The sequence below is a fragment of the Bradyrhizobium tropiciagri genome (assembly GCF_001189845.1).
In the GTDB taxonomy this organism is placed as follows: Bacteria; Pseudomonadota; Alphaproteobacteria; order Rhizobiales; family Xanthobacteraceae; genus Bradyrhizobium; species Bradyrhizobium tropiciagri.
The window spans coordinates 43,321-64,642 of sequence record NZ_LFLZ01000044.1 but is presented as its reverse complement, the minus strand read 5'-3'; the positions used below and the strand labels follow the sequence as shown (position 1 = coordinate 64,642).

The 21,322-nt window shown below is 64.7% G+C and carries 15 protein-coding genes and 3 pseudogenes; 11 read left to right on the top strand and 7 right to left on the bottom strand.

Annotated elements, in window-relative coordinates; genetic code table 11:
- The first annotated feature begins 54 nt into the window (after positions 1-54).
- Positions 55-1,402: pseudogene (locus tag AKN84_RS28940) on the top strand (TadE/TadG family type IV pilus assembly protein).
- Between the two features lie 158 nt (positions 1,403-1,560).
- Here the strand turns inward: AKN84_RS28940 and argJ are convergent.
- Positions 1,561-2,802, bottom strand: coding sequence for a bifunctional glutamate N-acetyltransferase/amino-acid acetyltransferase ArgJ (gene argJ / locus AKN84_RS28935; RefSeq protein ID WP_050423933.1), 1,242 nt, complete (start codon positions 2,800-2,802; stop codon positions 1,561-1,563).
- A 268-nt stretch (positions 2,803-3,070) separates the two neighbouring features.
- Positions 3,071-4,006 (bottom strand): peptidylprolyl isomerase, encoded by a 936-nt coding sequence (locus AKN84_RS28930; RefSeq protein WP_050423932.1) that lies wholly within the window; start codon positions 4,004-4,006, stop codon positions 3,071-3,073.
- Between the two features lie 416 nt (positions 4,007-4,422).
- On the opposite strand from AKN84_RS28930, the gene secA reads away from it, so the two are divergent.
- On the top strand, positions 4,423-7,287 hold the full coding sequence (secA, locus tag AKN84_RS28925) for a preprotein translocase subunit SecA (RefSeq protein WP_050423931.1): 2,865 nt from the start codon (positions 4,423-4,425) through the stop codon (positions 7,285-7,287).
- A 161-nt stretch (positions 7,288-7,448) separates the two neighbouring features.
- Here secA and AKN84_RS28920 read toward each other — a convergent pair whose 3' ends face one another.
- A complete protein-coding gene (locus tag AKN84_RS28920) occupies positions 7,449-7,883 on the bottom strand; it encodes a VOC family protein (RefSeq protein ID WP_050423930.1) in 435 nt (144 codons plus the stop codon).
- Positions 7,884-8,058: 175 nt separating this feature from the next.
- A complete protein-coding gene (locus AKN84_RS28915) occupies positions 8,059-8,502 on the bottom strand; it encodes a MarR family winged helix-turn-helix transcriptional regulator (protein WP_050423929.1) in 444 nt (147 codons plus the stop codon).
- Positions 8,503-8,680: 178 nt separating this feature from the next.
- Between AKN84_RS28915 and AKN84_RS28910 the strand changes: the two genes are divergently transcribed.
- From AKN84_RS28910 to AKN84_RS28870, 9 genes and pseudogenes are all read left to right on the top strand, one after another.
- Complete coding sequence (locus AKN84_RS28910) at positions 8,681-9,862, top strand: substrate-binding domain-containing protein (RefSeq protein ID WP_050423928.1); 1,182 nt, start codon at positions 8,681-8,683, stop codon at positions 9,860-9,862.
- Between the two features lie 65 nt (positions 9,863-9,927).
- Positions 9,928-11,110: pseudogene (locus AKN84_RS28905) on the top strand (substrate-binding domain-containing protein).
- A gap of 333 nt (positions 11,111-11,443) precedes the next feature.
- A pseudogene (locus tag AKN84_RS28900) lies at positions 11,444-12,957 on the top strand (amidase).
- 36 nt (positions 12,958-12,993) lie between these two features.
- A complete protein-coding gene (locus AKN84_RS28895; protein ID WP_050423927.1) occupies positions 12,994-13,866 on the top strand; it encodes a branched-chain amino acid ABC transporter permease in 873 nt (290 codons plus the stop codon).
- Positions 13,856-15,076 (top strand): substrate-binding protein, encoded by a 1,221-nt coding sequence (locus AKN84_RS28890; protein WP_050423926.1) that lies wholly within the window; start codon positions 13,856-13,858, stop codon positions 15,074-15,076. Before AKN84_RS28895 ends, AKN84_RS28890 begins: the two co-directional genes overlap by 11 nt.
- A gap of 7 nt (positions 15,077-15,083) precedes the next feature.
- Positions 15,084-16,181: a branched-chain amino acid ABC transporter permease gene (locus tag AKN84_RS28885; protein WP_244485558.1), complete on the top strand. Its 1,098-nt coding sequence runs from the start codon at positions 15,084-15,086 to the stop codon at positions 16,179-16,181.
- A complete protein-coding gene (locus AKN84_RS28880; protein WP_050423924.1) occupies positions 16,168-16,902 on the top strand; it encodes an ABC transporter ATP-binding protein in 735 nt (244 codons plus the stop codon). The genes AKN84_RS28885 and AKN84_RS28880 overlap by 14 nt, the downstream gene beginning before the upstream one ends.
- Positions 16,895-17,596 (top strand): branched-chain amino acid ABC transporter ATP-binding protein, encoded by a 702-nt coding sequence (locus tag AKN84_RS28875; protein ID WP_050423923.1) that lies wholly within the window; start codon positions 16,895-16,897, stop codon positions 17,594-17,596. The genes AKN84_RS28880 and AKN84_RS28875 overlap by 8 nt, the downstream gene beginning before the upstream one ends.
- 74 nt (positions 17,597-17,670) lie before the next feature.
- The gene (locus AKN84_RS28870; protein ID WP_050423922.1) at positions 17,671-17,901 is read left to right on the top strand and encodes a cysteine rich repeat-containing protein; all 231 of its coding nucleotides are present in this window, start codon (positions 17,671-17,673) and stop codon (positions 17,899-17,901) included.
- A 37-nt stretch (positions 17,902-17,938) separates the two neighbouring features.
- On the opposite strand, the gene AKN84_RS28865 is transcribed toward AKN84_RS28870, so the two are convergent.
- The 3 genes from AKN84_RS28865 to AKN84_RS28855 form a co-directional block, all read right to left on the bottom strand.
- Positions 17,939-18,334 carry a nuclear transport factor 2 family protein gene (locus AKN84_RS28865; protein WP_050423921.1) on the bottom strand — a complete coding sequence of 132 codons (396 nt, stop codon included), beginning with the start codon at positions 18,332-18,334 and terminating at the stop codon, positions 17,939-17,941.
- A gap of 278 nt (positions 18,335-18,612) precedes the next feature.
- On the bottom strand, positions 18,613-20,097 hold the full coding sequence (locus tag AKN84_RS28860; protein WP_050423920.1) for a L,D-transpeptidase family protein: 1,485 nt from the start codon (positions 20,095-20,097) through the stop codon (positions 18,613-18,615).
- Positions 20,098-20,326: 229 nt separating this feature from the next.
- Positions 20,327-21,289, bottom strand: coding sequence for an acetyl-CoA carboxylase carboxyltransferase subunit alpha (locus AKN84_RS28855; RefSeq protein WP_050423919.1), 963 nt, complete (start codon positions 21,287-21,289; stop codon positions 20,327-20,329).
- Positions 21,290-21,322 lie beyond the last annotated feature (33 nt).

The window sequence follows — 21,322 nt, the reverse complement described above, 5'->3', positions numbered from 1 at the left end:
GTCGGCAGGGTGAAGGGGTTGATCGACCCATCATTTTCTTTGCCGACATAACCCATGAGTACCTTGATCCGGACCATCAGCCGTTTCCGCCGCGATCGCTCCGGCAATATCGCGATGATCTTCGGCCTGGCCCTGCTGCCGCTGCTCATCGCGGTCGGATGCGCGGTCGACTATTCCCGCGCCAACCAGATCCGCAGCAAGCTGATATCCGCCGCCGATGCCGCGAGCGTCGGATCGATCTCCAAGGCCTCGCCGGGCTTCATCGCCGCGGGCGCCATGACCTCGGATGGTGAGATTTCGGCGGGCGAAGCCGATGCGCGAAAGATCTTCAACGGCAACATCGCCAACCAGAACGGCTTCACGCTGACCGGCGTGACGCCGACCATGACCAAGAGCGGCGGCACCATCACCTCGACGGTGCAGTTCACCGCAGACGTCCCGACCATGTTCCTCGGCGTGATGGGGCGGAGCAAGGTGAGCGTGTCCGGCACGTCGACCTCGACCGCCAACATGCCGCTCTATATCGATTTCTATCTGCTGCTCGACAATTCGCCCTCGATGGGGGTCGGCCACGCCGACGGACGTCGCCGCCCTGGTCAAGGCCACCACCGGCAACAGCTTCAAGCCGAACGACCAATGCGCCTTCGCCTGCCACGACTACAACGACCCCAACAACTACTACAATCTGGCGAAATCGCTTGGCGTGACGACGCGGATCGACGTGCTTCGCAGTGCGACCCAGCAATTGATGGATACCGCGGCGGCGACCCAGACCTATTCGAGCCAGTTCCGCATGGCGATCTATGACTTCGGCGCGTCCTCGGCGACCTATGGCCTGCGCAGCCTGTTTTCGCTGTCGTCCAGCCTGTCGAGCGCAAAGTCGGCGGCGGGCAACATCGATCTGATGGGCGTTTACGGCAACAACGATTCCTATACCGCGGACAAGGACAGCCAGTTCACCGTGATTTTTCCGCAGATCAACAACGCGATCGCAAACCCGGGCGCCGGCACGTCGTCGGCGCCGATGAAGTATCTGTTCTTCGTGTCCGACGGCGTTGCCGATGAACCCAATTCAAGCTGCCTGAAGCCGATCACCGGCAGCAATCGCTGCCAGTCGCCGATCAACCCGGCGCTCTGCGATGCGATCAAGAAGCGCAACATCAAGATCGCGGTGCTCTACACCACTTACCTGCAGCTGCCGACCAACAACTGGTACATGACCTGGATCGATCCGTTCAATCAGGGCCCGTTCGGTCCGTCGCCGAACAGCCAGATCGCGCAGAACATGCAGGCCTGCGCGTCGCCGGGCTTCTATTTCGAGGTCAGCCCGACGCAGGGCATCGCGGACGCGATGAATGCTTTGTTCAAGAAGGCGGTCGCCGACGCGCGGATAAGCAGCTAGGTCGGCGCCTCGCAACTCTATCCCCGTCACCCTGAGGAGGCCGCAACGCGGCCGTCTCGAAGGGTCGACGGCCCGACTCTCTCCACGCGGCGGTATCGGGGCCGTGCATCCTTCGAGACGCGCTACGCGCTCCTCAGGATGACGGGTAGGGAAGTTGCCTACGACCGGTAATCGCCGTTGATCGCGACGTATTCCTTGGTGAGGTCGCAGGTCAGCACGCGGTCTTTCGCCTTGCCGAGGCCGAGCGCGACCTTGATCTGGATCCTCGGCGCCTTCATCGCCTCCGACACCTCTTTCTCATTGTAGGACGGATCGCGTGCGCCGCTCTTGGCGACGCGGATGCCGTTGAAGGAGATCGAGAGCTTGTCGCGGTTGGCGGGTTCGCCGGCCTTGCCGACCGCCATCACCACGCGGCCCCAATTGGCGTCCTCGCCGGCGATCGCGGTCTTCACCAGCGGCGAATTGGCGATCGACATCGCGATCTTGCGCGCCGACGGCTTGGTGGTCGCGCCCTCGACCACGACCTCGACCAGCTTGCGGGCACCTTCGCCGTCGCGCGCCACCTGCTCGGAGAGGTCAGCGAGGATCTGCTGGAACGCCTTGGTGAAGGCCTTCAGGCGCGGGTCGCTGGCGCGCGAGATCTTCGGCGCGCCATTGGCGGCTGCAGCACCGGTCGCAAAGGCGAGCAGCGTGTCCGAGGTCGAGGTGTCGCCGTCGATGGTCAGCGCATTGAAGGTGTCCTCGACACCTGCCTTGAGCAGCGATTGCAGCACGCCGGCCGATAGCGGCGCGTCGGTGAAGATGAAGGACAGCATGGTCGCCATGTCGGGCATGATCATGCCGGCGCCCTTGGCCATGCCGTTGATCGTCACCTTGGCCTTGCCGAGCTTGACGGTCGCGGTGGCGACCTTCGGGAAGGTGTCGGTGGTCATGATCGCCTTGGCGGCGTCCATCCAGAGATCGGGGGTCGCGGTCTCCGCGAGCTGCGCCAGCACGCCGTCGAACTTGGTGGCGTCGAGCGGCTCGCCGATCACGCCGGTGGAGGCCAGGAACACGTCCGACGTCGAACAGCCGACCGCCTTCGCCGCGATCTGTGCGGTCAGCGCGGTGGAGGCCTTGCCGGTCTTACCGGTGAAGGCATTGGCGTTGCCGGAATTGACCACCAGCGCACGCGCAGCGCCGCCCTTCAGCTTGGCGCGGCACCATTCGACCGGTGCCGACGGGCACTTCGATTTGGTGAAGACGCCGGCCACCGTTGTGCCCTTGTCCAGCAGCGCGAGCAGCACGTCGGTGCGGCCCTTGTAGCGGATGCCGGCGGCAGCGGTCGCAAGCCGCACCCCCGCGATCACGGGCATCTCGGGAACGTCAGGCGGGGCGAGAGGGGAGACGGCGGTGGACATCGGCAAGCTTCCGGCTACGGGGAGGGAAGCGCTGCATAACATCTCGCCGCCTGAAGCGGGAGAGGGCTGCAGCCGTTGTCATGAATCGTTCAAGAAGCGATGACCCGTAGCCCGGATGCAGCGAAGCGAAATCCGGGCCGCGGTGCCCGCGGATCATCCTGTCCCGGATTACGCTGCGCTCCATCCGGGCTACGAAGCGTCCCCAAAAAAGCAAATGGCCGGGACATGCCCGGCCATCGCAACTTCGATCAGTTCAGCGTCGCGAAGCTTACTTCTTCGCCGGCGCCATCTTGTTGTCGGCGGGCTTCGGCGCGTCCTTGGCCGTATCGGCCGGCGCGTCCTTCGCCGCATCGGCGGCCGGTTTGTCCATGCGCTCGACCTTGGCGGCCTCGCGCAGCTTGGCGACGTAGTCGGCCTGGGCCTTGCGGGTCACATAGGTCTCGATCTGGGCCTTCACCTGCTCGAAGTCGGGCGCCTTGCGGTTGCGCTTTTCCTCGACCTTGATGATGTGCCAGCCGAACTGCGACTTCACCGGATCGGAGATCTTGCCCGGCTCGAGCGTGAAGGCGACCGCGGAGAATTCCGGCACCATCTGCTCCTTGGTGAAGAAGCCGAGGTCGCCGCCGTCGGAGGCGCCGGGGTCCTTGGACTTCTTCTTGGCGAGCTCGGCGAAATCGGCGCCCTTGTCGAGCTCGGCCTTGATCGCCTTGGCCTCGTCCTCGGTCTCGACCAGGATGTGGCGGGCGCGCACCTCCTGCTCGCCGGTGATCTGCTTGGCGGCCTCTTCATAGACCTTCTTCATGGCGTCGTCGGTGGTTGCGGCCTTGCCCTCGCTGGCGAGCAGGCTGTCCATCAACAGGCGGTTGCGGGTGAAGGCGAGCCGCTTCTTGAAGTCGTCATTGTTCTCGATCTTCTTGTCCTCGGCGGCCTTGGACACGATCTTCATGTCGATCAGGAAGGACAGCACGTTGTCCTTGCGGGTCGAGGGGTCCATCTGCTGCAGGCTCGGGCCGAGTTCCTCCTCGGCGAGCGCCACGTCGCTGGCGTGGATCTCGGATCCGTTCACCTTCGCCAGCACCGGGTCGGATTCCGCGGCGCGGACCGGGAGGCCGGCAGCCAGCACTGCGACAAGACAGCCCGTGGCGGCGAGGGTAGCGAGGCCGAGGCGCAGGCCGGTTTTGGTTTCCGGAGGCGAGGTGGTCATGCAAAATCCTTGGTCTAAAGGGGGGAAGCTCGAGCGGGGCGGACACTCGCCCAATCGTGTTACATTGGCAACGCGAAAGTCTTGTCAAAATGATGAATTCCTTGACATCTTGGCGGCGTTGACAACCCCCCGACCGGGCCATATCTCTGGCCGACCGTGTCAGCGGCGAGAGCGCTTATTTTGCTGCGTTTTTCGGCGTTGAACCCAGGATGGCCCGTTTCCCACTCAATTGGCGGAGGAGCCCCGGGCCGGGGCTCGAACCGTAGCGCGTCACGGTGAGTTGATAGGCGATCCGGTGGACCATCTCAGGCTGTATTCCAAGACTGAAATCCAAGACTGAAAAATCCAAGACTTCCAAGCAAGACGTCCAAGACTGAACCAAGACCGAACTCGAGACCGAAGAACAGGAATTTCGCATGATCGGCGCGCTCGCCCGCAAGTTTTTCGGCTCCGCCAACGACCGTCGGGTCAAGGGGTATCAGTCCCGCGTCAGCGCCATCAACGCCCTGGAGCCCGAGCTCGTCAAACTGACGGACGAGGAGCTCAAGGCCCGCACCGCCGAATTCAAGCAACAGCTCGCCAGCGGCAAGACGCTCGACGACATCCTGGTTCCGGCCTTCGCCACGGTGCGCGAGGCGGCCAAGCGGACACTCGGCCAGCGCCATTTCGACGTCCAGCTGATCGGCGGCATGGTGCTGCACGAGGGCGACATCGCCGAGATGAAGACCGGTGAAGGCAAGACGCTGGTCGCGACCCTGGCGGTCTACCTCAACGCGCTCGCCGGCAAGGGCGTCCACGTCGTCACCGTCAACGACTACCTCGCCCGCCGCGACTCCGGCTGGATGGGCCAGATCTATGCCTTCCTCGGGCTGACCACCGGCGTGATCGTGCACGGGCTCGACGACGCCGAGCGCAAGGCGGCCTATGCCTGCGACATCACCTACGGCACCAACAACGAATACGGCTTCGACTATCTGCGCGACAACATGAAGTACCGCCTGGAGGATATGGTCCAGCGCGAACATTTCTACGCGATCGTCGACGAAGTGGACTCCATCCTGATCGACGAAGCGCGCACGCCGCTGATCATCTCCGGCCCGCTCGACGACCGTTCGGATTTCTACAACACCATCGATACCTTCATGCCGCAGCTGACCAAGGTCGCCGACTACGAAGTCGACGAGAAGCAGCGTACGGTGACGCTGACCGAAGGCGGCATGGAGAAGCTCGAGAACCTGCTGCGCGACGCCGGCCAGCTCAAAGGCGACTCGCTGTACGACGTCGAGAACGTCTCCGTCGTGCATCACGTCAACCAGGCGCTGCGCGCGCACACGCTGTTCACCCGCGACAAGGATTACATCGTCCGCGACGACGAGGTCGTCATCATCGACGAGTTCACCGGCCGCATGATGCAGGGCCGGCGCTATTCGGAAGGCCTGCACCAGGCGCTCGAAGCCAAGGAGCACGTCACGGTCCAGCCTGAGAACCAGACGCTGGCCTCGATCACCTTCCAGAACTATTTCCGGATGTATCAGAAGCTGTCCGGCATGACCGGCACGGCGCTGACCGAAGCCGACGAACTGTTCGACATCTACAAGCTCGAGGTCGTCGAGATCCCGACCAACCTGCCGGTGGCGCGCCTCGACGAGGACGACGAGGTCTACCGCACCCAGAACGAAAAGTACGGCGCGATCCTTGCCGAGATCGAGCGCGCCAACAAGCGGCTGCAGCCGGTGCTGGTCGGCACGGCGTCGATCGAGAAGTCGGAAGTGCTGGCCGATTACCTGAAGAAGCACGGCTACAAGCAGATCGACTTCACCTCCGAATCCGGCATGGAGAAGCTCTATGCCGCCGCGCGCGCCGGCAAGCCGGCAAAGCTGTTCGCGGTGCTGAACGCCCGCTTCCACGAGCAGGAAGCCTATATCGTCGCGGAAGCCGGCGTGCCGGGTGCGATCACGATCGCGACCAACATGGCCGGCCGTGGCACCGACATCAAGCTCGGTGGCTCGCTCGAGATGCGGATCCAGCAGGAGACCGCCGGGATCACCGACGAGGCCGAGAAGGCCAAGAAGATCGAGCAGATCAAGGCCGACATCGAGCGCTTCCGCGAGATCGTGCTGAAGGCGGAAGAGGATTTCGAGGTCGAGCCCGCGAAGGGCAACAAGCCGGCCAAGACCGTGAAGAAGCCGGGCGGCCTCTACATCATCGGCTCCGAGCGCCACGAATCCCGCCGCATCGACAACCAGCTGCGCGGCCGTTCCGGCCGTCAGGGCGATCCCGGCCGCTCGAAATTCTTCCTGTCGCTGGAAGACGATCTGATGCGCATCTTCGGCTCCGACCGGCTCGACAGCATGCTGCAGCGGCTCGGCCTGCAGGAAGGCGAGGCCATCATCCATCCCTGGATCAACAAGGCGCTCGAGAAGGCCCAGCAGAAGGTCGAGGCGCGCAACTTCGACATCCGCAAGAACCTCTTGAAGTTCGACAACGTCCAGAACGACCAGCGCAAGGTGATCTTCGATCAGCGCGTCGACCTGATGAAGGACGACAGCGTCGTCGAGACCGTGACCGACATGCGCCATGCCTTCGTCGAGGACGTGGTCGCAAAGCACATTCCCGAGCACGCCTATGCCGAGCAGTGGGACACCGCCGGCCTCAAGGAAGAGCTGAAGCGGGTGCTCGATGTCGACCTGCCGGTCGACGAATGGGCCAAGGAAGAGGGCATCGCCGACGAGGAGCTGCTCAACCGCATCGAGAACCATGTCGACGAGCGCATGGCGGCCAAGGTCGCGCAATGGGGTCCCGACGTGATGCGTTACGTCGAGAAGACCATCCTGCTGCAGACGCTCGACCATCTCTGGCGCGAGCACCTGATCATGCTCGACCATCTGCGCCAGGTGATCGGCCTGCGCGGCTATGGCCAGCGCGATCCGTTGCAGGAGTACAAGACCGAAGCCTTCAATCTCTTCCAGGAGATGAGCGCGCATCTGCGCGAGGCGGTCACCGCGCAGCTGATGCGGGTCGAGATCGTGCCGCCGGACGAGCCGCCGCAGCCGCTGCCGGTGATGGAAGCGCACAAGCTCGATCCCAACACCGGCGAGGACGAGTTCGCCCGCGCCAGCCTGCTCGAGGCCACCTACGCCCAGGCCTCGCTGGCGCCGGGAATGCCCGCCGCCGACCGCAATCCGAACGACCCGGCAAGCTGGGGCAAGGTCGGCCGCAACGAGGACTGCCCCTGCGGCAGCGGCAAGAAATACAAGCACTGCCACGGCCGCTACGCGTAAGGCGCGGCAATCGTCGCGATTGTAGGGTGGGCAAAGCGAGAGCGTGCCCACCACGTCTTGTGTTGCTCTCGAGGGTGGGCACGCTGCGCTTACGGTCTGTCCCTGCACCCGCCAGCACGCTCGCACTGTTGGGAATTAGCCTTCGAATTGATATTGAAGCCTCACCCCGCATACGCCCTGTCGAGATCGGCGATCACGATCTTCTGCATCTTCAGCATCGCCTGCATGACGCGGTCGGCTGCCTTGCGGTCGGGATCGCCGAGATAGCGGCTCAGCGCCGTCGGGATCACCTGCCAGGACAGGCCGAAGCGGTCCTTGAGCCAGCCGCAACGCGATTCCTGGCCGCCGTCGGTGAGCTTGCCCCAGAAGTAGTCCACCTGCTCCTGGGTCTCGACGCTGAGGAAGAACGACACTGCCTCGTTGAACTTGTGCTGCGGTCCGCCATTGAGCGCGTAGAACCGCTGGCCCTCGAGCTCGAAGCTCGCCATGAAGTCGCTGACGGTCTCGATCTCGGCATTCGGAAACACGGATTTGTAGAACGCGACGGCATCGCGGACGTTGTTGTCGAGCCAGAGGAACGGCGTGATCGAAGTCATGGCGGGAATGTCCTCGCTGATGGTGGATCGGGGAACCCTGCGCGACGGCGCGCGACGGCGCGCGAAGCTGCGCCGCAGGCGCGCCCACAGGACGCACCAACCGCCCCAGGCCCGACATTCCCCGCCGGTCTTTTTTTGACGGCCCGGCGCGCGGTGGCGCCCGGCCTGTGCGGCGTCAATTGGCGGTGCCGATCAGGCTTTCCAGCAGGCGCTTGAGCTCGGTGGTCGATTTGTCGCCATAGCTCTCGACGATGTGCTCTTCCTGGCTCACCGCCAGCGAGTTGAGCCGGCGGCACAGCGCCTTGCCGCGGTCGGAGACGAACATCAGCACCTTGCGGCGATCCTTGGGGTCCTGGACGCGGTAGACCAGCGCGTCCGACACCATGCGGTCGATCATCTTGGTCAGCGTCGGATGGTTGAGCAGCACAGCATCGGCGAGCTCGCCCATCGAATGGCCGTTGCCGTCGGACAGAACCTTCAGGATGCGCCACTGCTCGACCGGCACGCCTTCCTTGGCCAGCCGCGTCTCCAACTGCCGGTTGATCTCCCGGTTGGCTTGCGCGAGCAGGTAGGTGAGGTGTTCGGTGATCGGGGAGTTTTCTTTCGGCGGTTTAGCCACGGCGTGAGACCTGGTTCCTGACCCGGTGAATGAATGTCCGGCAATGCATGCCATTTCTATATGCACTTCAATTGTTGAATATTCAATATTTTCCCCTAGGATATTCCCCCAACCAAAGGGCGGATGCCGCGACCGCCCGCTGGCTGCGTTGCGTATTGCTTCCCAGACAGGAGTTGGCGTGCTCTCGACGGTCTCTTACCAGGCGTATGGCGGCTTGCCCGTCGCGCCGCCGCACCTGTTTCGAAGTCCGTCGTCCTGCGCGGCCGATCTCGCTTTGACCGTCAAGCCGGGCTCTTCGCGCCGCGGCGGCACCGACAGCAAGCTTCGGATCGGCAATTTCATCACCTTCTCCGGCGCGCCCGGCATCTGGGGGCCGATCTCCGCCAACAGCGTCATGCTGGCGGTCGCCGAGATCAACCGGCGCGGCGGCATCCGCGGCCGCGAGGTCGAATTGTCGATGTACGACGCCGGCGGGCCGATCGATGAGGTGGTGCGCCGCGCCGAGCGGGCGATCGCCTACGACGAGATCGACGTGATCATGGGCTCGCATATTTCGGCGGTCCGCCTCGCGCTGCGCAAGGTCACGAGCGGCCGCATTCCCTATGTCTACACGCCGGTCTATGAGGGCGGCGAGCGGACGCCCGGCGTGATGGCGATCGGCGAGACGCCGCGGGCCGAGAGCCGCCCGGCGATCCATTGGCTCACCGAGGTCAAGAAGGCGCAGCGCTGGTATCTGATCGGCAGCGACTATGTCTGGCCCTGGCAATCGCATCGCGCGGTGAAGCGCTACATCAAGGAGGCCGGCGGCCAGGTGGTCGGCGAGGAGTTCGTGCCGCTCGGCGAGGACGATCACGAGCCGCATCTGGCACGGATCCGCGCCGCCAGGCCCGATGTCGTGCTGGTCACCCTGATCGGAACCGACAGCATCACCTTCAACCGCGCCTTCGCCGAGGCGGGGCTCGCCGCCACCACGCTGCGCTACGCGGGCGCGATGGACGAGACCGTGCTGCTCGGCATTGGGCCGGACGCGACCGAAAACCTGTTCTGCGCCTCCGGCTATTTCGGGTGCGTCGGCTCGCGCGCCAATGACGAGTTCCAGACCAGCTACCGCGCGATGTTCGGGGCGCACGCGCCGCCGATCGGCTCGGTAGGGCAGTCGAACTATGAAGGGATGCGCTTCCTCGAAGCCGCGGCCAACCGGGCTCGCTCGCTGTCGACGGGGCCGCTGTCGTCAGCGGCGCGCAACCTCGTCTACAGCGGTGCGCGCGGCACGGTCACCATTCGTGACGGCCGCGCCGAAATGCCGATCTATCTTGCCGAAGCCGACGGTCTCGACTTCAATGTGATCAAGACGATCTAGCTTGGCACCGTCGTCCGCGAGGGCGATGCCGTGGGGCGGCGTGCCGGTGCCAGACAGGAGCAGGTGTGCATTCGACGCTCAACGTCACGGCAAGAGACCTCCCGTTCCCGCCATCCCTGCTGTTCAGGAACCTGGCGTCGGCGGCGTCGGATCGCGTGCTTGCGCCGATGGATCGTGGTGGATTCGGTCCGCGCGGCGCGCGCAACCGGCTGCGGATCGCCGGCTTCGTCTGTTGCTCCGGTTCGCCCGGGATGTGGGGGCCCGCCGCGACTTCGACCGCGCAGCTCGCGGTTAGCGACATCAACCGGCGCGGCGGCATCCTCGGCCGCGAGATCGAGTTCCAAGTCTACGACGCCGGCGGACCGATCGATGAGGTGATCGACCGCGCCGAGCAGGCGATCGCGTCCGACGAGGTCGATCTCATTATGGGAATGCACACCAGCAGGGTGCGTGTCGCGCTGCGCGGCCTCATCACCCGCAGCAGGATCCCCTACATCTACACGCCGGTCTACGAGGGCGGCGAGCGGACGCCGGGCGTGATTGCGATCGGCGAGACGCCGCGCTGGCAGAACCGGCCCTCGATTCACTGGCTGGCCGAGGCCAAGCGCGCCTCGCGCTGGTACCTGATCGGCAGCGATTATGTCTGGCCGTGGCAGTCGCACCGCGCGGTGAAGCGCTACATCAAGGAGACCGGGGGCCTCGTGGTCGGCGAGGAGTTCGTGCCGGTCGGCGAGGACGATCACGAGGCACAGCTGGAGCGGATCCGCACCGCAAAGCCCGATGTCGTGCTGATCTCGTTGATCGGCACCGACAGCGTGACCTTCAACCGCGCCTTCGCCGATGCCGGGCTCGCCGCCACCACGCTGCGCTTTGCCGGCTGTTTCGACGAAACCGCACTGCTCGGCATCGGCGCCGACAAGACCGAGAACCTGTTCTGCGCCTCCGGCTATTTCCCCTCGGTCGGCTCGCGGGCCGGCGACGATTTCAGGGACCGCTATCGCGCGATGTTCGGGGCGTTCGCGCCGCCGGTAGGGTCGTGCGGCGAATCCGCCTATGAAGCTTCTGCCTGCTCGAGCTGCCGCCAGGCGCGCCGGCACACTGGACACACGGCCGCTGCTCGCGGCAGCCGACAACCTCGTCTATCGCGGCCCGCGCGGTCCGGTCACGGTGCGCAGCGGCCACGCCAGGATGCCGATGTATCTTGCCGAAGCCGACGGCCTCGACTTCAGGGTGATCAAGCCGATCTGAGAGGCTGTGGCCTTGGCCGTCATTGCGAGGAGCGAAAGCGACGAAGCAATCCATCGTCCCGTTCTGCCGAGCCATGGATTGCTTCGCGGAGCCTGTCATCCGGCGGCGTTTCGCGCCGACCGGGTGGCTCGCAATGACGAGGGCGGACGTCTGCGACTCCTCGACCCACGGGGCGACAGCTTCGGTGACCGATCTGCGAAATAATACTTGAAAAGGAAAATATTTCCGTTTTCAATACAGCAACGGGGTGAGCGGTTCGCGCGGCGTCAACGCGCAGCACGCTGCCCTGCGCCGAGGGATCAGATCCAAGATCAAAAACTTCAGGAGAGCGCCGTGACCGTCGTCCTTCCCACGCCAACACAACTTCGCGCCGTCGCCGAGCAGTGCGGCCTTTCACTCACCGATGAGGACGTGGCCTCGTTCCGCGGCCTGATGCAGGGCTCGATCGAGGCCTACAATCTCGTCGCCCAGATGCCGGACGAGCTGCCCGAGGTGAAGTATCCGCGCACGCCCGGCTACCGCCCGGCGCCGGAAGAGAACAAGCACAACGCCTGGTATCGCAAGTCGACGGTGAAGGGCGCGGCCTCCGGCAAGCTCAAGGGCAAGACGGTGGCGCTGAAGGACAACATCATGCTGGCCGGCGTGCCGATGACCAACGGCTCGTCGACGCTGGAAGGCTACATCCCCGACTTCGATGCCACCATCGTCACGCGCATGCTGGACGCCGGCGCGGAGATCGCCGGCAAGACCCACTGCGAACATTTCTGCCTGTCCGGCGGCAGCCACACCGGCTCCTACGGTCCGGTGCACAATCCGCACAAGATGGGCTACTCGGCCGGCGGTTCGTCGTCGGGCTCCGGCGTCGTGGTCGCGCTCGGCGAGGTCGACATGGCGATCGGCGGCGATCAGGGCGGCTCGATCCGCATGCCGTCCTCGTTCTGCGGCACCTACGGCATGAAGCCGACCTGGGGTCTCGTGCCCTACACCGGCATCATGCCGATCGAGATCTATGTCGACCACACCGGCCCGATGACCGCGACCGTGGAAGACAACGCGCTGCTGCTCGAAGTGCTGGCCGGCGACGACGGCTACGATCCGCGCATCAAGGCGCCGAAGGTCGAGGACTACACCAAGGCGCTGGGCAAAGGCGTCAAGGGCATGAAGATCGGCATCCTCAAGGAAGGTTTTGAGCAGCCGACCGCGGAAGCCGCGGTGAACGAGAGCGTGCGCGAGGCGGCCAAGCGCCTCAAGGACCTCGGTGCGTCGGTCGAGAATGTCTCGATCCCGATGCACATGGCGGGCGGCGCGATCTGGACGCCGATCGGCACCGAGGGCCTGACCCAGACCATGATGTTCGGCGACGGCTACGGCCTCAGCCGCGGCGACCTCTATTCGACCTCGCTGATGGATTTCCACCGCGGCTGGCGCCGTCAGGCGGATTCGCTGTCCGAGACCACCAAGCTGTTCATGATGCTCGGCACCTACATCAACAACAATTTCGGTCCGCGCTTCTACGGCAAGGCGCTCAACATTTCGCGAAGGCTCACTGCTGCCTACGACAAGGCCTTCAAGGACTACGATCTCTTGCTGATGCCGACCACGCCGATGAAGGCGACGAAGCTGCCCGAGGCCAATGCCAGCCGCGAGGAATATGTCGCCCGCGCGCTCGAGATGATCTCCAACACCGCGCCGTTCGACATCACCCATCACCCGGCGATGTCGCTGCCCTGCGGCATGGTCGACGCCTGCCGGTAGGCCTGATGCTGGTCGGCCGGATGTTCGAGGAATCCACCATCTACCGCGCCGCGCACGCCTTCGAGCAGGCCGGCGACTGGAAGAAGATGTGAGGCGCCGCTTGTCGCAGACCGGAGGGATCGAACACCATGGCTAGCACCTTCGCCGCGGTGTTCGAGATCGTGAGCTTCGGCGCGATCATCGTGCTGGTCGTGCTCGGGCTCGGCATCATCGCCAGCATGATGGGCATCTTCAACTTCGCGCAGGGCGAGTTCGTCCTGCTCGGGGCCTATGTGACCTATCTGGCCTACGCCCATGGCGCGCCGGTCTGGGTCGGCATGATCGCGGCGCCCTTCGTGGTCGGCGCGCTCGGCTTCGTGCTGGAGGCGCTGATCATCCGGCGCTTCTACGCCGCGCCGATCGTGGCGATGCTCGGCACCTATGCGCTCGGGCTCATCATCCGCGAAAGCGTCCGCGGGCTGATCGGCGGCTTCTATCTCACGGTGCCGGAGCCGATCGGCGGTTCGATCGATCTCGGCTCGGTCCACATCTCGGCCTGGCGCTTCACCATCATCGTGATCACGCTGCTGGTGATGGGCGCCTGCTATCTCCTGCTGGCGCGCACCTCGTTCGGGCTGCGGGTCCGCGCCACGCTGGAGAACCCAGCGCTGGCGCGCGCGTCGGGCATCTCGACGCCCCTGATCTACGGCGCGACCTTTGCGTTCGGTGCGGCGCTCGCCGGACTTGCCGGCGCGCTGATCGTGCCGGTGTTCAGCCTGTTCGCCGATCTCGGCATCCGCTTCCTGATCCAGGGCTTCGTTGCCGTGATGGTCGGCGGGGTCGGCTCCTTCATCGGTCCGGTCGCCGGCGCCGGCCTGATCGGCACGCTCAGCGCCGCGCTGCCATGGGTGATGTCGCCCGTCGTCGCCGACGTGCTCGTCTTCGTGCTCGCCATCGCCTTCATCAAATTCCGGCCGCAAGGCTCATTGCCGGGAAAGGGGTCTAATCACCATGTCGATTGAACGCATGAATCTGACGCGCCGCCGCTTCATGAGCAATTTTGCCTTCGCGACCGGCGCACTCGCGACGGGGGTCGGCAGCTGGGTCGTGAGGCCGGATTGGGCCAACGCCGCCGAGGGCCCGATCAAGGTCGGCATCGCGACCGACCTGACCGGCCCGATCGCCTATGCCGGCAATGCCGACGCCAACGTCGCCAAGATGGTGATCAAGGAGATCAATGCCGGCGGCGGCCTGCTCGGCCGGCCGCTCGAGCTCTACATCGAGGACACCGCCTCGAACGAATCGGTCGCGGTCGGCAATGTCCGCAAGCTGATCCAGCGCGACAAGGTCGACATGGTGCTGGGCGGCATCACCTCGTCGATGCGCAACGCCATCAAGGACCCGATCGTGGCGCGCGGCAAGACGCTCTACATCTATCCGCAGCTCTACGAGGGCAAGGAGTGCACGCCCTATCTGTTCTGCACCGGGCCGACACCGGCGCAGCAATGCGACACCTTCATTCCCTGGTTGATCAAGAACGGCGGCAAGAAGTTCGCGCTGCCGAGCGCCAACTATGTCTGGCCGCACACGCTCAACGTCTACGCCCGCAAGGTGATCGAGGACAATGGTGGCGAGGTCGTGTTCGAGGAGTATTACCCGCTCGACCAGGTCGACTTCTCGGCCACGGTGAACCGCGTCATCTCCAACAAGGTCGACGTCGTCTTCAACACCGTGATCCCGCCGGGCGTCGGTCCGTTCTTCAAGCAGCTCTATGAAGCAGGCTTCCTCAAGAACGGCGGCCGGCTCGCCTGCGTCTACTATGACGAGAACACCCTCAACATCAATCAGGCCAACGAGATCGAGGGGCTGGCGAGCTGTCTCGACTATTTCAAGGTGCTGACCAAGGAAGATCCTTTCGACGCCAAGCTCCAGGCAGCCTACGAGAAGGATTTCCCTGGCAACTTCCTGTTCGCAGCCGGCAGCGCCGCCACCGGAACCTATCGCGGCCTCAAGCTGTGGGAAGCCGCGGTCAAGGAAGCCGGCAAGGTCGACCGTGAGTCGGTTGCCGCCGCGCTCGACCACGCCAAGATCGCCGAAGGTCCGGGCGGACCGGCCGAGATGGTGCCCGGCAAGCGTCACTGCAAGATGAAGATGTACACCGCTGTTGCCAAAGGCGGCAACTATGAGATCGTGGCGCGCAGCGACGGTCTCGTTGATCCCAAGGAGTGCTGAGCGATCCATGGGTGGAGCAAGCGAGGCCGTCGCACGCGTCGGTGAGGAACCAGATGTCGTGACGGGTGAAAGTGCACCGGCCGCACGCGCGCCGGCGGGAAAGGCATCGGCAGGATGGAAGGTCCTGCCGATCGTGGAAGGGCTGGTGCTGCTGATCGCACTGGTCCTGCCATGGGTGCTTCAGGATTACCTCACGGTGTTCGCCACCCGCGTGGTGATCCTCGCGCTGTTCGCGCTGTCGTTCGACCTGGTGTGGGGCTATGCCGGCATCATGAGCTTCGGCCAGGCGCTGTTCTTCGGCGCCGCCGGCTACGGCGTAGCGCTGATGGCGCGCGACCTCAATGTCACCTCGATCCTGCTGATCCTGCCCGCCGGCACCTTGATCGGCCTCACCGCGGCGCTGCTGCTCGGCGGTTTCCTGCTGCTCGGGCGTTATCCCTCGAGCGTGATCTTCGTCTCGCTCGGCACGTTGACCGGTTCCTATGCCGCGGACCGGCTGGCGCGCGGCTGGTACTATCTCGGCGGCCAGAACGGCATCCCGTCGATCCCGCCGCTCACCCTCGGCAGCTACGAGTTCGAGGAGGGGCCGGTCTACTACTACATGGTGCTCGGCATCCTGGTCGTGGTCTATCTGCTCTGCCGCTTCCTGGTCCGTTCGCAATTCGGCCTCGCGCTCGCCGGCCTGCGCGAGAACGAGCAGCGCATCGCCTTCTTCGGCTACAAGGCGCAGCATCTCAAGGCGATCATCTTCGCGGTCGGCGGCACCATCGCCGGGCTCGCCGGCAGCCTCTATGCCTTCCACGAGGGATTCGTCTGGCCCAACATGCTGGGCGTCGTGTTCTCGACCCAGGTCGTGCTCTACGTGTTGTTCGGCGGCTCCGGCACCTTGATCGGCGCCGTGATCGGCACCGTGATCATCGAGGGCGTCTCGTTCTGGCTGTCGGACAATTATCGCGACATCTGGCCGATCATCCTCGGCGTGCTGCTGCTGCTCGTCATCATGTTCCGCCCGCTCGGGCTGATCTCCTTCGTGCTCGGCGAGCGCGAGCGGGTCGGTAGTTTCGGCAAAGCGCCCAGCAAGGAGCCCGGTAATGCCGCTCCTTGAGGCGTCAGGGATCAGCAAGGTGTTCGGCAAGCTCACCGCGCTCGACGGTGCGGCGCTAACTGTCGGCGAGAACGAGTTTCACGGCCTGATCGGCCCGAACGGCTCGGGCAAGAGCACGCTGATGAAATGCGTCGCCGGCGCCGAGGTGCCGACCACGGGCAAGGTCAGCTTTATCAACACCGACATCACGGCGTTCACGCCGACCGAGCGTGCCCGCGCCGGCATGAGCCTGAAATTCCAGATCACCTCGGTGCTGCCGACGCTGACGTTGTACGACAACATCCTGCTGGCGCTGCAGGCGCATTGCTCGCTGTTCGATCTGGTGCTCTCGCGCACCCGCAGGAAACTGCACGATCAGGTGATGACGATGTTGACCCAGTTCCGGCTTGCCGATCGGGCGCATGATGCCGCAGCGGCCTTGTCGCACGGCCAGCAGCAATGGCTCGAGATCGCGATGGCGCTCGCAGGCCGACCGCGGCTTCTGCTGCTGGACGAGCCGACCGGCGGCATGAGCCTCGAGGAGCGCCGCGTCACCGGCGAATTATTGCAGCCGATCAAGCAGCATTGCTCGCTCGTCATCGTCGAGCACGATCTCGATTTCATCCGCGACATCTGCGACCGCCTCACCGTGCTCGACCAGGGCAAGGTGCTGGCGTCGGGGACGGTCGCGGAAATCCAGGCCAACAAGAACGTCCAGGAGATTTATCTTCGCCGTGCCTGAGCAAACCTTCCTCGATATCAGGCATCTCGATGCCGGTTATGGCCGCAGCCAGGTCCTGTTCGATGTCAACATCGGCATTCCCTGGCGCGGCGGCGTCGCCGTGCTCGGCCGTAACGGCGCCGGCAAGACCACGCTGATGAAGACCATCGTCGGCGAGCTCACGAGCTCGCAGGGCGAACTTTTCTTCGATGGCCGCGACATCACGCGGCGCCGCACCGAGGAGCGCGTGCGCTCCGGCATCGGCTATGTGCCGCAGGAGCATTCGGTATTCGCCCGCCTGTCAGTGCGCGACAACCTCGCGGTCGGCTCGCTGACCAATTCCGATGCGAGCGCGGTCGATCGCGTGCTCGAGATCTTCCCGAAGCTCGGCCAACGCCTCGACCAGCCGGCCGGCACGCTGTCCGGCGGCGAGCGCAAGATGTTGGCGATCGGCCGCGCCATGCTCGGCAATCCGAAGCTGCTGCTCTTGGACGAGCCGACCGAGGGCGTCTGGATCGGCGTGATCGAGGAGATCACCGAGCGGCTGATCGAGCTCGCCAAGAGCATCGCGGTCGTGATCGTCGAGCAGCATCTCGACCTCGCGCTGCGCGTCGCCGACTACGCCTATGTGCTGGACCGCGGCCGCGTCGCGCTGCAGGGCGGCGCCAGCGATGTGCGCAGCGATCCGGAACTGCTGCGGTATCTCGCGCCGTAGAATCCAAGGGTTCCCTCCGGCTCCTTTGGGAACGAAGCGCTTCCGCTGCCGTTGGGCCGCGGGAGGAATTCACGATGCGCTATTTTTCAATTGCTGCTGCTTTAGCTGTTGCCGTCATGAGCAGCGGTGCCGCATTGGCTCAGCATGCCGGCACCAAGTCGGAACAATCCGCCTGCTCGCGCGATGCACAGCGCTTCTGCCGCAAGGACCTCGGCAATGACGGCGCCGTGCAGAACTGCCTTCAGACCAATCGCGATAGCCTGAGCCGAAGCTGCAAGAAGGTGTTCGAGAGCCACGGCATGTAGCCGTCGCTGACGGTCGCAGCGGCAACTCCTGGTCGGTCTAGCGCGGCGACGTTTCGTCAATGCGCTCGACGAGATGTGCCCGTGAAGGCGAAGGGTCGAATCGCTCGGCGAAATACTGAGTTTCGTGGACGACTAGCCCGTCGCGGAATTCCATGATGCTCACCACGTAGGATGGCCTGTCGTCATAGGTCAGGATGTACTCGGTGATCCATAGATCGCCGCCACCGAGGATGCGCCGGATCGCGAAGCGCTTCTTGTTCGGCTGCACCGTCCGGCTCTGCTGAATGTTGTGCCGGCCGCGGATCCGCTCGCCCGATTGCGGATAATCGAGCACGGCATCCGTGGCGTAGATGTCATGCTCGCGCTCGAAGTCGCTGGCATCCGACGCGTCCCAATGGCGCTGGAGGGCCGCCCGCACGGCTTGATCGTTCATCGCAACCTCCCGGTTGTGCCCCGCGTGTCATTTCGCGATGGTCTGCGCATGGGTGCAAGGGGAACGTGTTCACGAAAACGAGTGCGGTCTTTCCGTCGTCATACCGGGGCTCGCGAAGCGAGAGCCCGGAATCCATTCGACCACTCGTTTTGCGGCTTGATGGATTCCGGGCTCGGCCCTTCGGGCCGCCCCGGAATGACGGGTGGATGCTCGGATTCATCCTCCCCCTCCAGGGGAGGGTGGCAGTCCGTCGTCGGGATAACGGAGCGATGCCGCGCTTACTTCACCGCGGAGAAGCGGGTGTCGAACGAGTTGGTCTGCACGACAGGTGCGGAGCCGGCGAGTTGGGTCGACGATGTCGCCGCCGGCGCGGCTGCGGCGGTGTCGGCGACTTGCGGCTTCGGCGCGGGCTTGGCGGCCGGCTTCGGCTCGGCCTTCGGTGCGACGCGCACAACCGATTGCGGCTTGGCTTCGGCAACCTTCGGCTTGGCTGGAGCGGCAGCCGCCGGCGCGGCCGGCTTGCTGGCGTCGGCGGTGGCGCCACCGATGCCGACCTTGCGGGCAAAGCTGGAGAAGAAGCCTTCGGACTTGTCGGACGCATTCGCCGACGCCACACGGGTGGTGGCCGGCGGCGTGGTCGACGACGCTGTCGCGACCGAGGTCGACGACGTCGTCGCGACCACAGGCTCTTCTTGCTGAACCGCGAGATTTGGCCGCGGCGGATTGACCGTGCCGGGGATGGTGCCGGGCGCGCGCGCCAGCGACATCGATGCCAGCGCCTGGCTGTCACCGCCTTCGGACAGACCGGTGTTTCCTTCCGGAATCTTCGAGGCGAAGATCGCGTTCATGCCGCCGTCGATGCCGGTGTTGAGGCGCGCCACCGGCGTGCCCTTGGCGGCCAGCTTGGCCATCTCGGCGTCGTCGCGCTGCTCCTTCTCGCGCACCGCACTCGCGATCTCGTCGGGGATCACATAGGCCGGGCACTTCGCCGATGCATTGAACACCGGATCGCGCACGGCGTCCGCCGGCTTCGCCGCGTCGAAGACGTATTTCTTCTCGCAGAAGTCGACCTTCGGCTCCTGCTTCGTCACCTCGAAATGATCATAGCCGACCTTGATCATCTTCCAGAACGGCATGTTCGGATTGTTGCGGTGCTTGGCCATGTTCACCGCGGTCATCCGGAACGGATAGGCCTGAAACTGGAACGCCTTCTGGCCACCGAAGAAGGATTCGCGGCCGAGCGAATAGATCTCCGCGATCTGCTCGTCGGTCATCGCGTAACAGCCGCGCGACGAGCAGTCGCCATGCACCATCAGCTCCGAACCGGTGCGGCCGAGCGACTTATCGAAGGCGTTGGGATAGCCGGTGTTGAACGACAGATAATAGGCGGACTGCGGATTCATCTGGCTGGGGTTGATCGAATAGAACCCTTCCGGCGCCTGGCGGTCGCCTTCGCGGACCTTCGGGCCGAGATCGCCCGACCAGCGGCAGATCGGATAGGTCTTGAGCAGGGCGAACTGGCCGGAGCGGGTCTGCTTCCAGACCTCGAGCTCGGCCTCCTGCTTGAACAGCCGCACCAGGATCGGCGACTGCAGGTCCATGTCCTTCTCAGCCATGGCGGCGACGAGCTTTGGCGGGACCGGCTGGTTGGCCTTGGCGTTCTGGGCGAGCGAGATCTGGTCGCTGTCACAACCGGCGAGCATGACGCCTGCGGCGAGCACCGCCGAAGTCAGAAGCGCGCGTACGAGCGTGCGATGAGTCAAGTCCGAGCTCCACACCCACCGGGCGATTTTCGCGACCCCAACACGGCGAATATGCCCTGAAGCCATTGTGTAAAATATTAGCCTTCGACCACCCCTGCTCGCAACCTGAACCGGGGCTGACAGCCTTCACGGTAGCAGGCATGGTTCAAGGAACGTTAAAGACCCGGCTCGGGGCCCAATTACGGCAAAATCGGCCGATTTGGTCGAAAAATCGGGCTATTTAGCTGGCTCAGGCCAGCTTGCGGCCGATATCGAGGAACTTCTGGCGCCGCTGTTTGCGAATCGCGTCCGGATCAAGATTTCGTAGGTCGTTGAGGGCCTGGGCGATGGCATCGCCCGTGGTCGCGATCATCGCGGCGGGGTCGCGATGCGCGCCGCCGGAGGGTTCCTTGAGGATCTGGTCGATCACGCCGAAGCGCAGCATGTCCTGCGCGGTGATCTTCATGCTGTTGGCGGCTTCCTGCGCCTTGGTGCCGTCGCGCCATAGGATCGAGGATGCCGCTTCCGGCGAGATCACACTGTAGATCGCGTGCTCCATCATCAGCACGCGGTTGGCGGTGGTGATGGCGATGGCGCCGCCCGACATGCCTTCGCCGGTGACGATCGCAACATTGGGCACGCCGAGCGACAGGCAGGCGTCGGTCGAGCGCGCGATCGCCTCGGCTTGGCCGCGCTCCTCGGCGCCGATGCCGGGATAGGCGCCGGCGGAATCGACGATCGACAGCACCGGAATGCCGAAACGGTCGGCCATCTCCATCAGGCGCACCGCCTTGCGGTAGCCTTCGGGGCGCGCCATGCCGAAATTGTGCTTGATGCGGCTGTCGGTGGTGGCGCCCTTCTCCTGGCCGACCACGCAGATGCTCTCGCCGCGGAAACGGCCGAAGCCGCCGATCAGCGCCTCGTCGTCGGCGAATTTGCGGTCGCCGGCCATCGGGGTGAATTCGGTGATCAGGCCGCCGATGAAATCAGTGAAGTGCGGCCGCTGCGGATGCCGCGCCACCAGCGTCTTCTGCCACGGCGTCAGATTGGCATAGAGGTCGGTGAGCGCCTGCGCCGCCTTGTCCTCGATCCGCGCGACCTCGTCGCCGATGTCGCTGCCGCTCGCGGCAAGCGCACGCAACTCGTCGATCTTGGATTCAAGCTCGGCGACGGGTTTTTCGAAGTCGAGATAGCTGCGCATCGGATCGGGCATCAACTCAATATAGGGAGGAACGGTGCGAGGGGC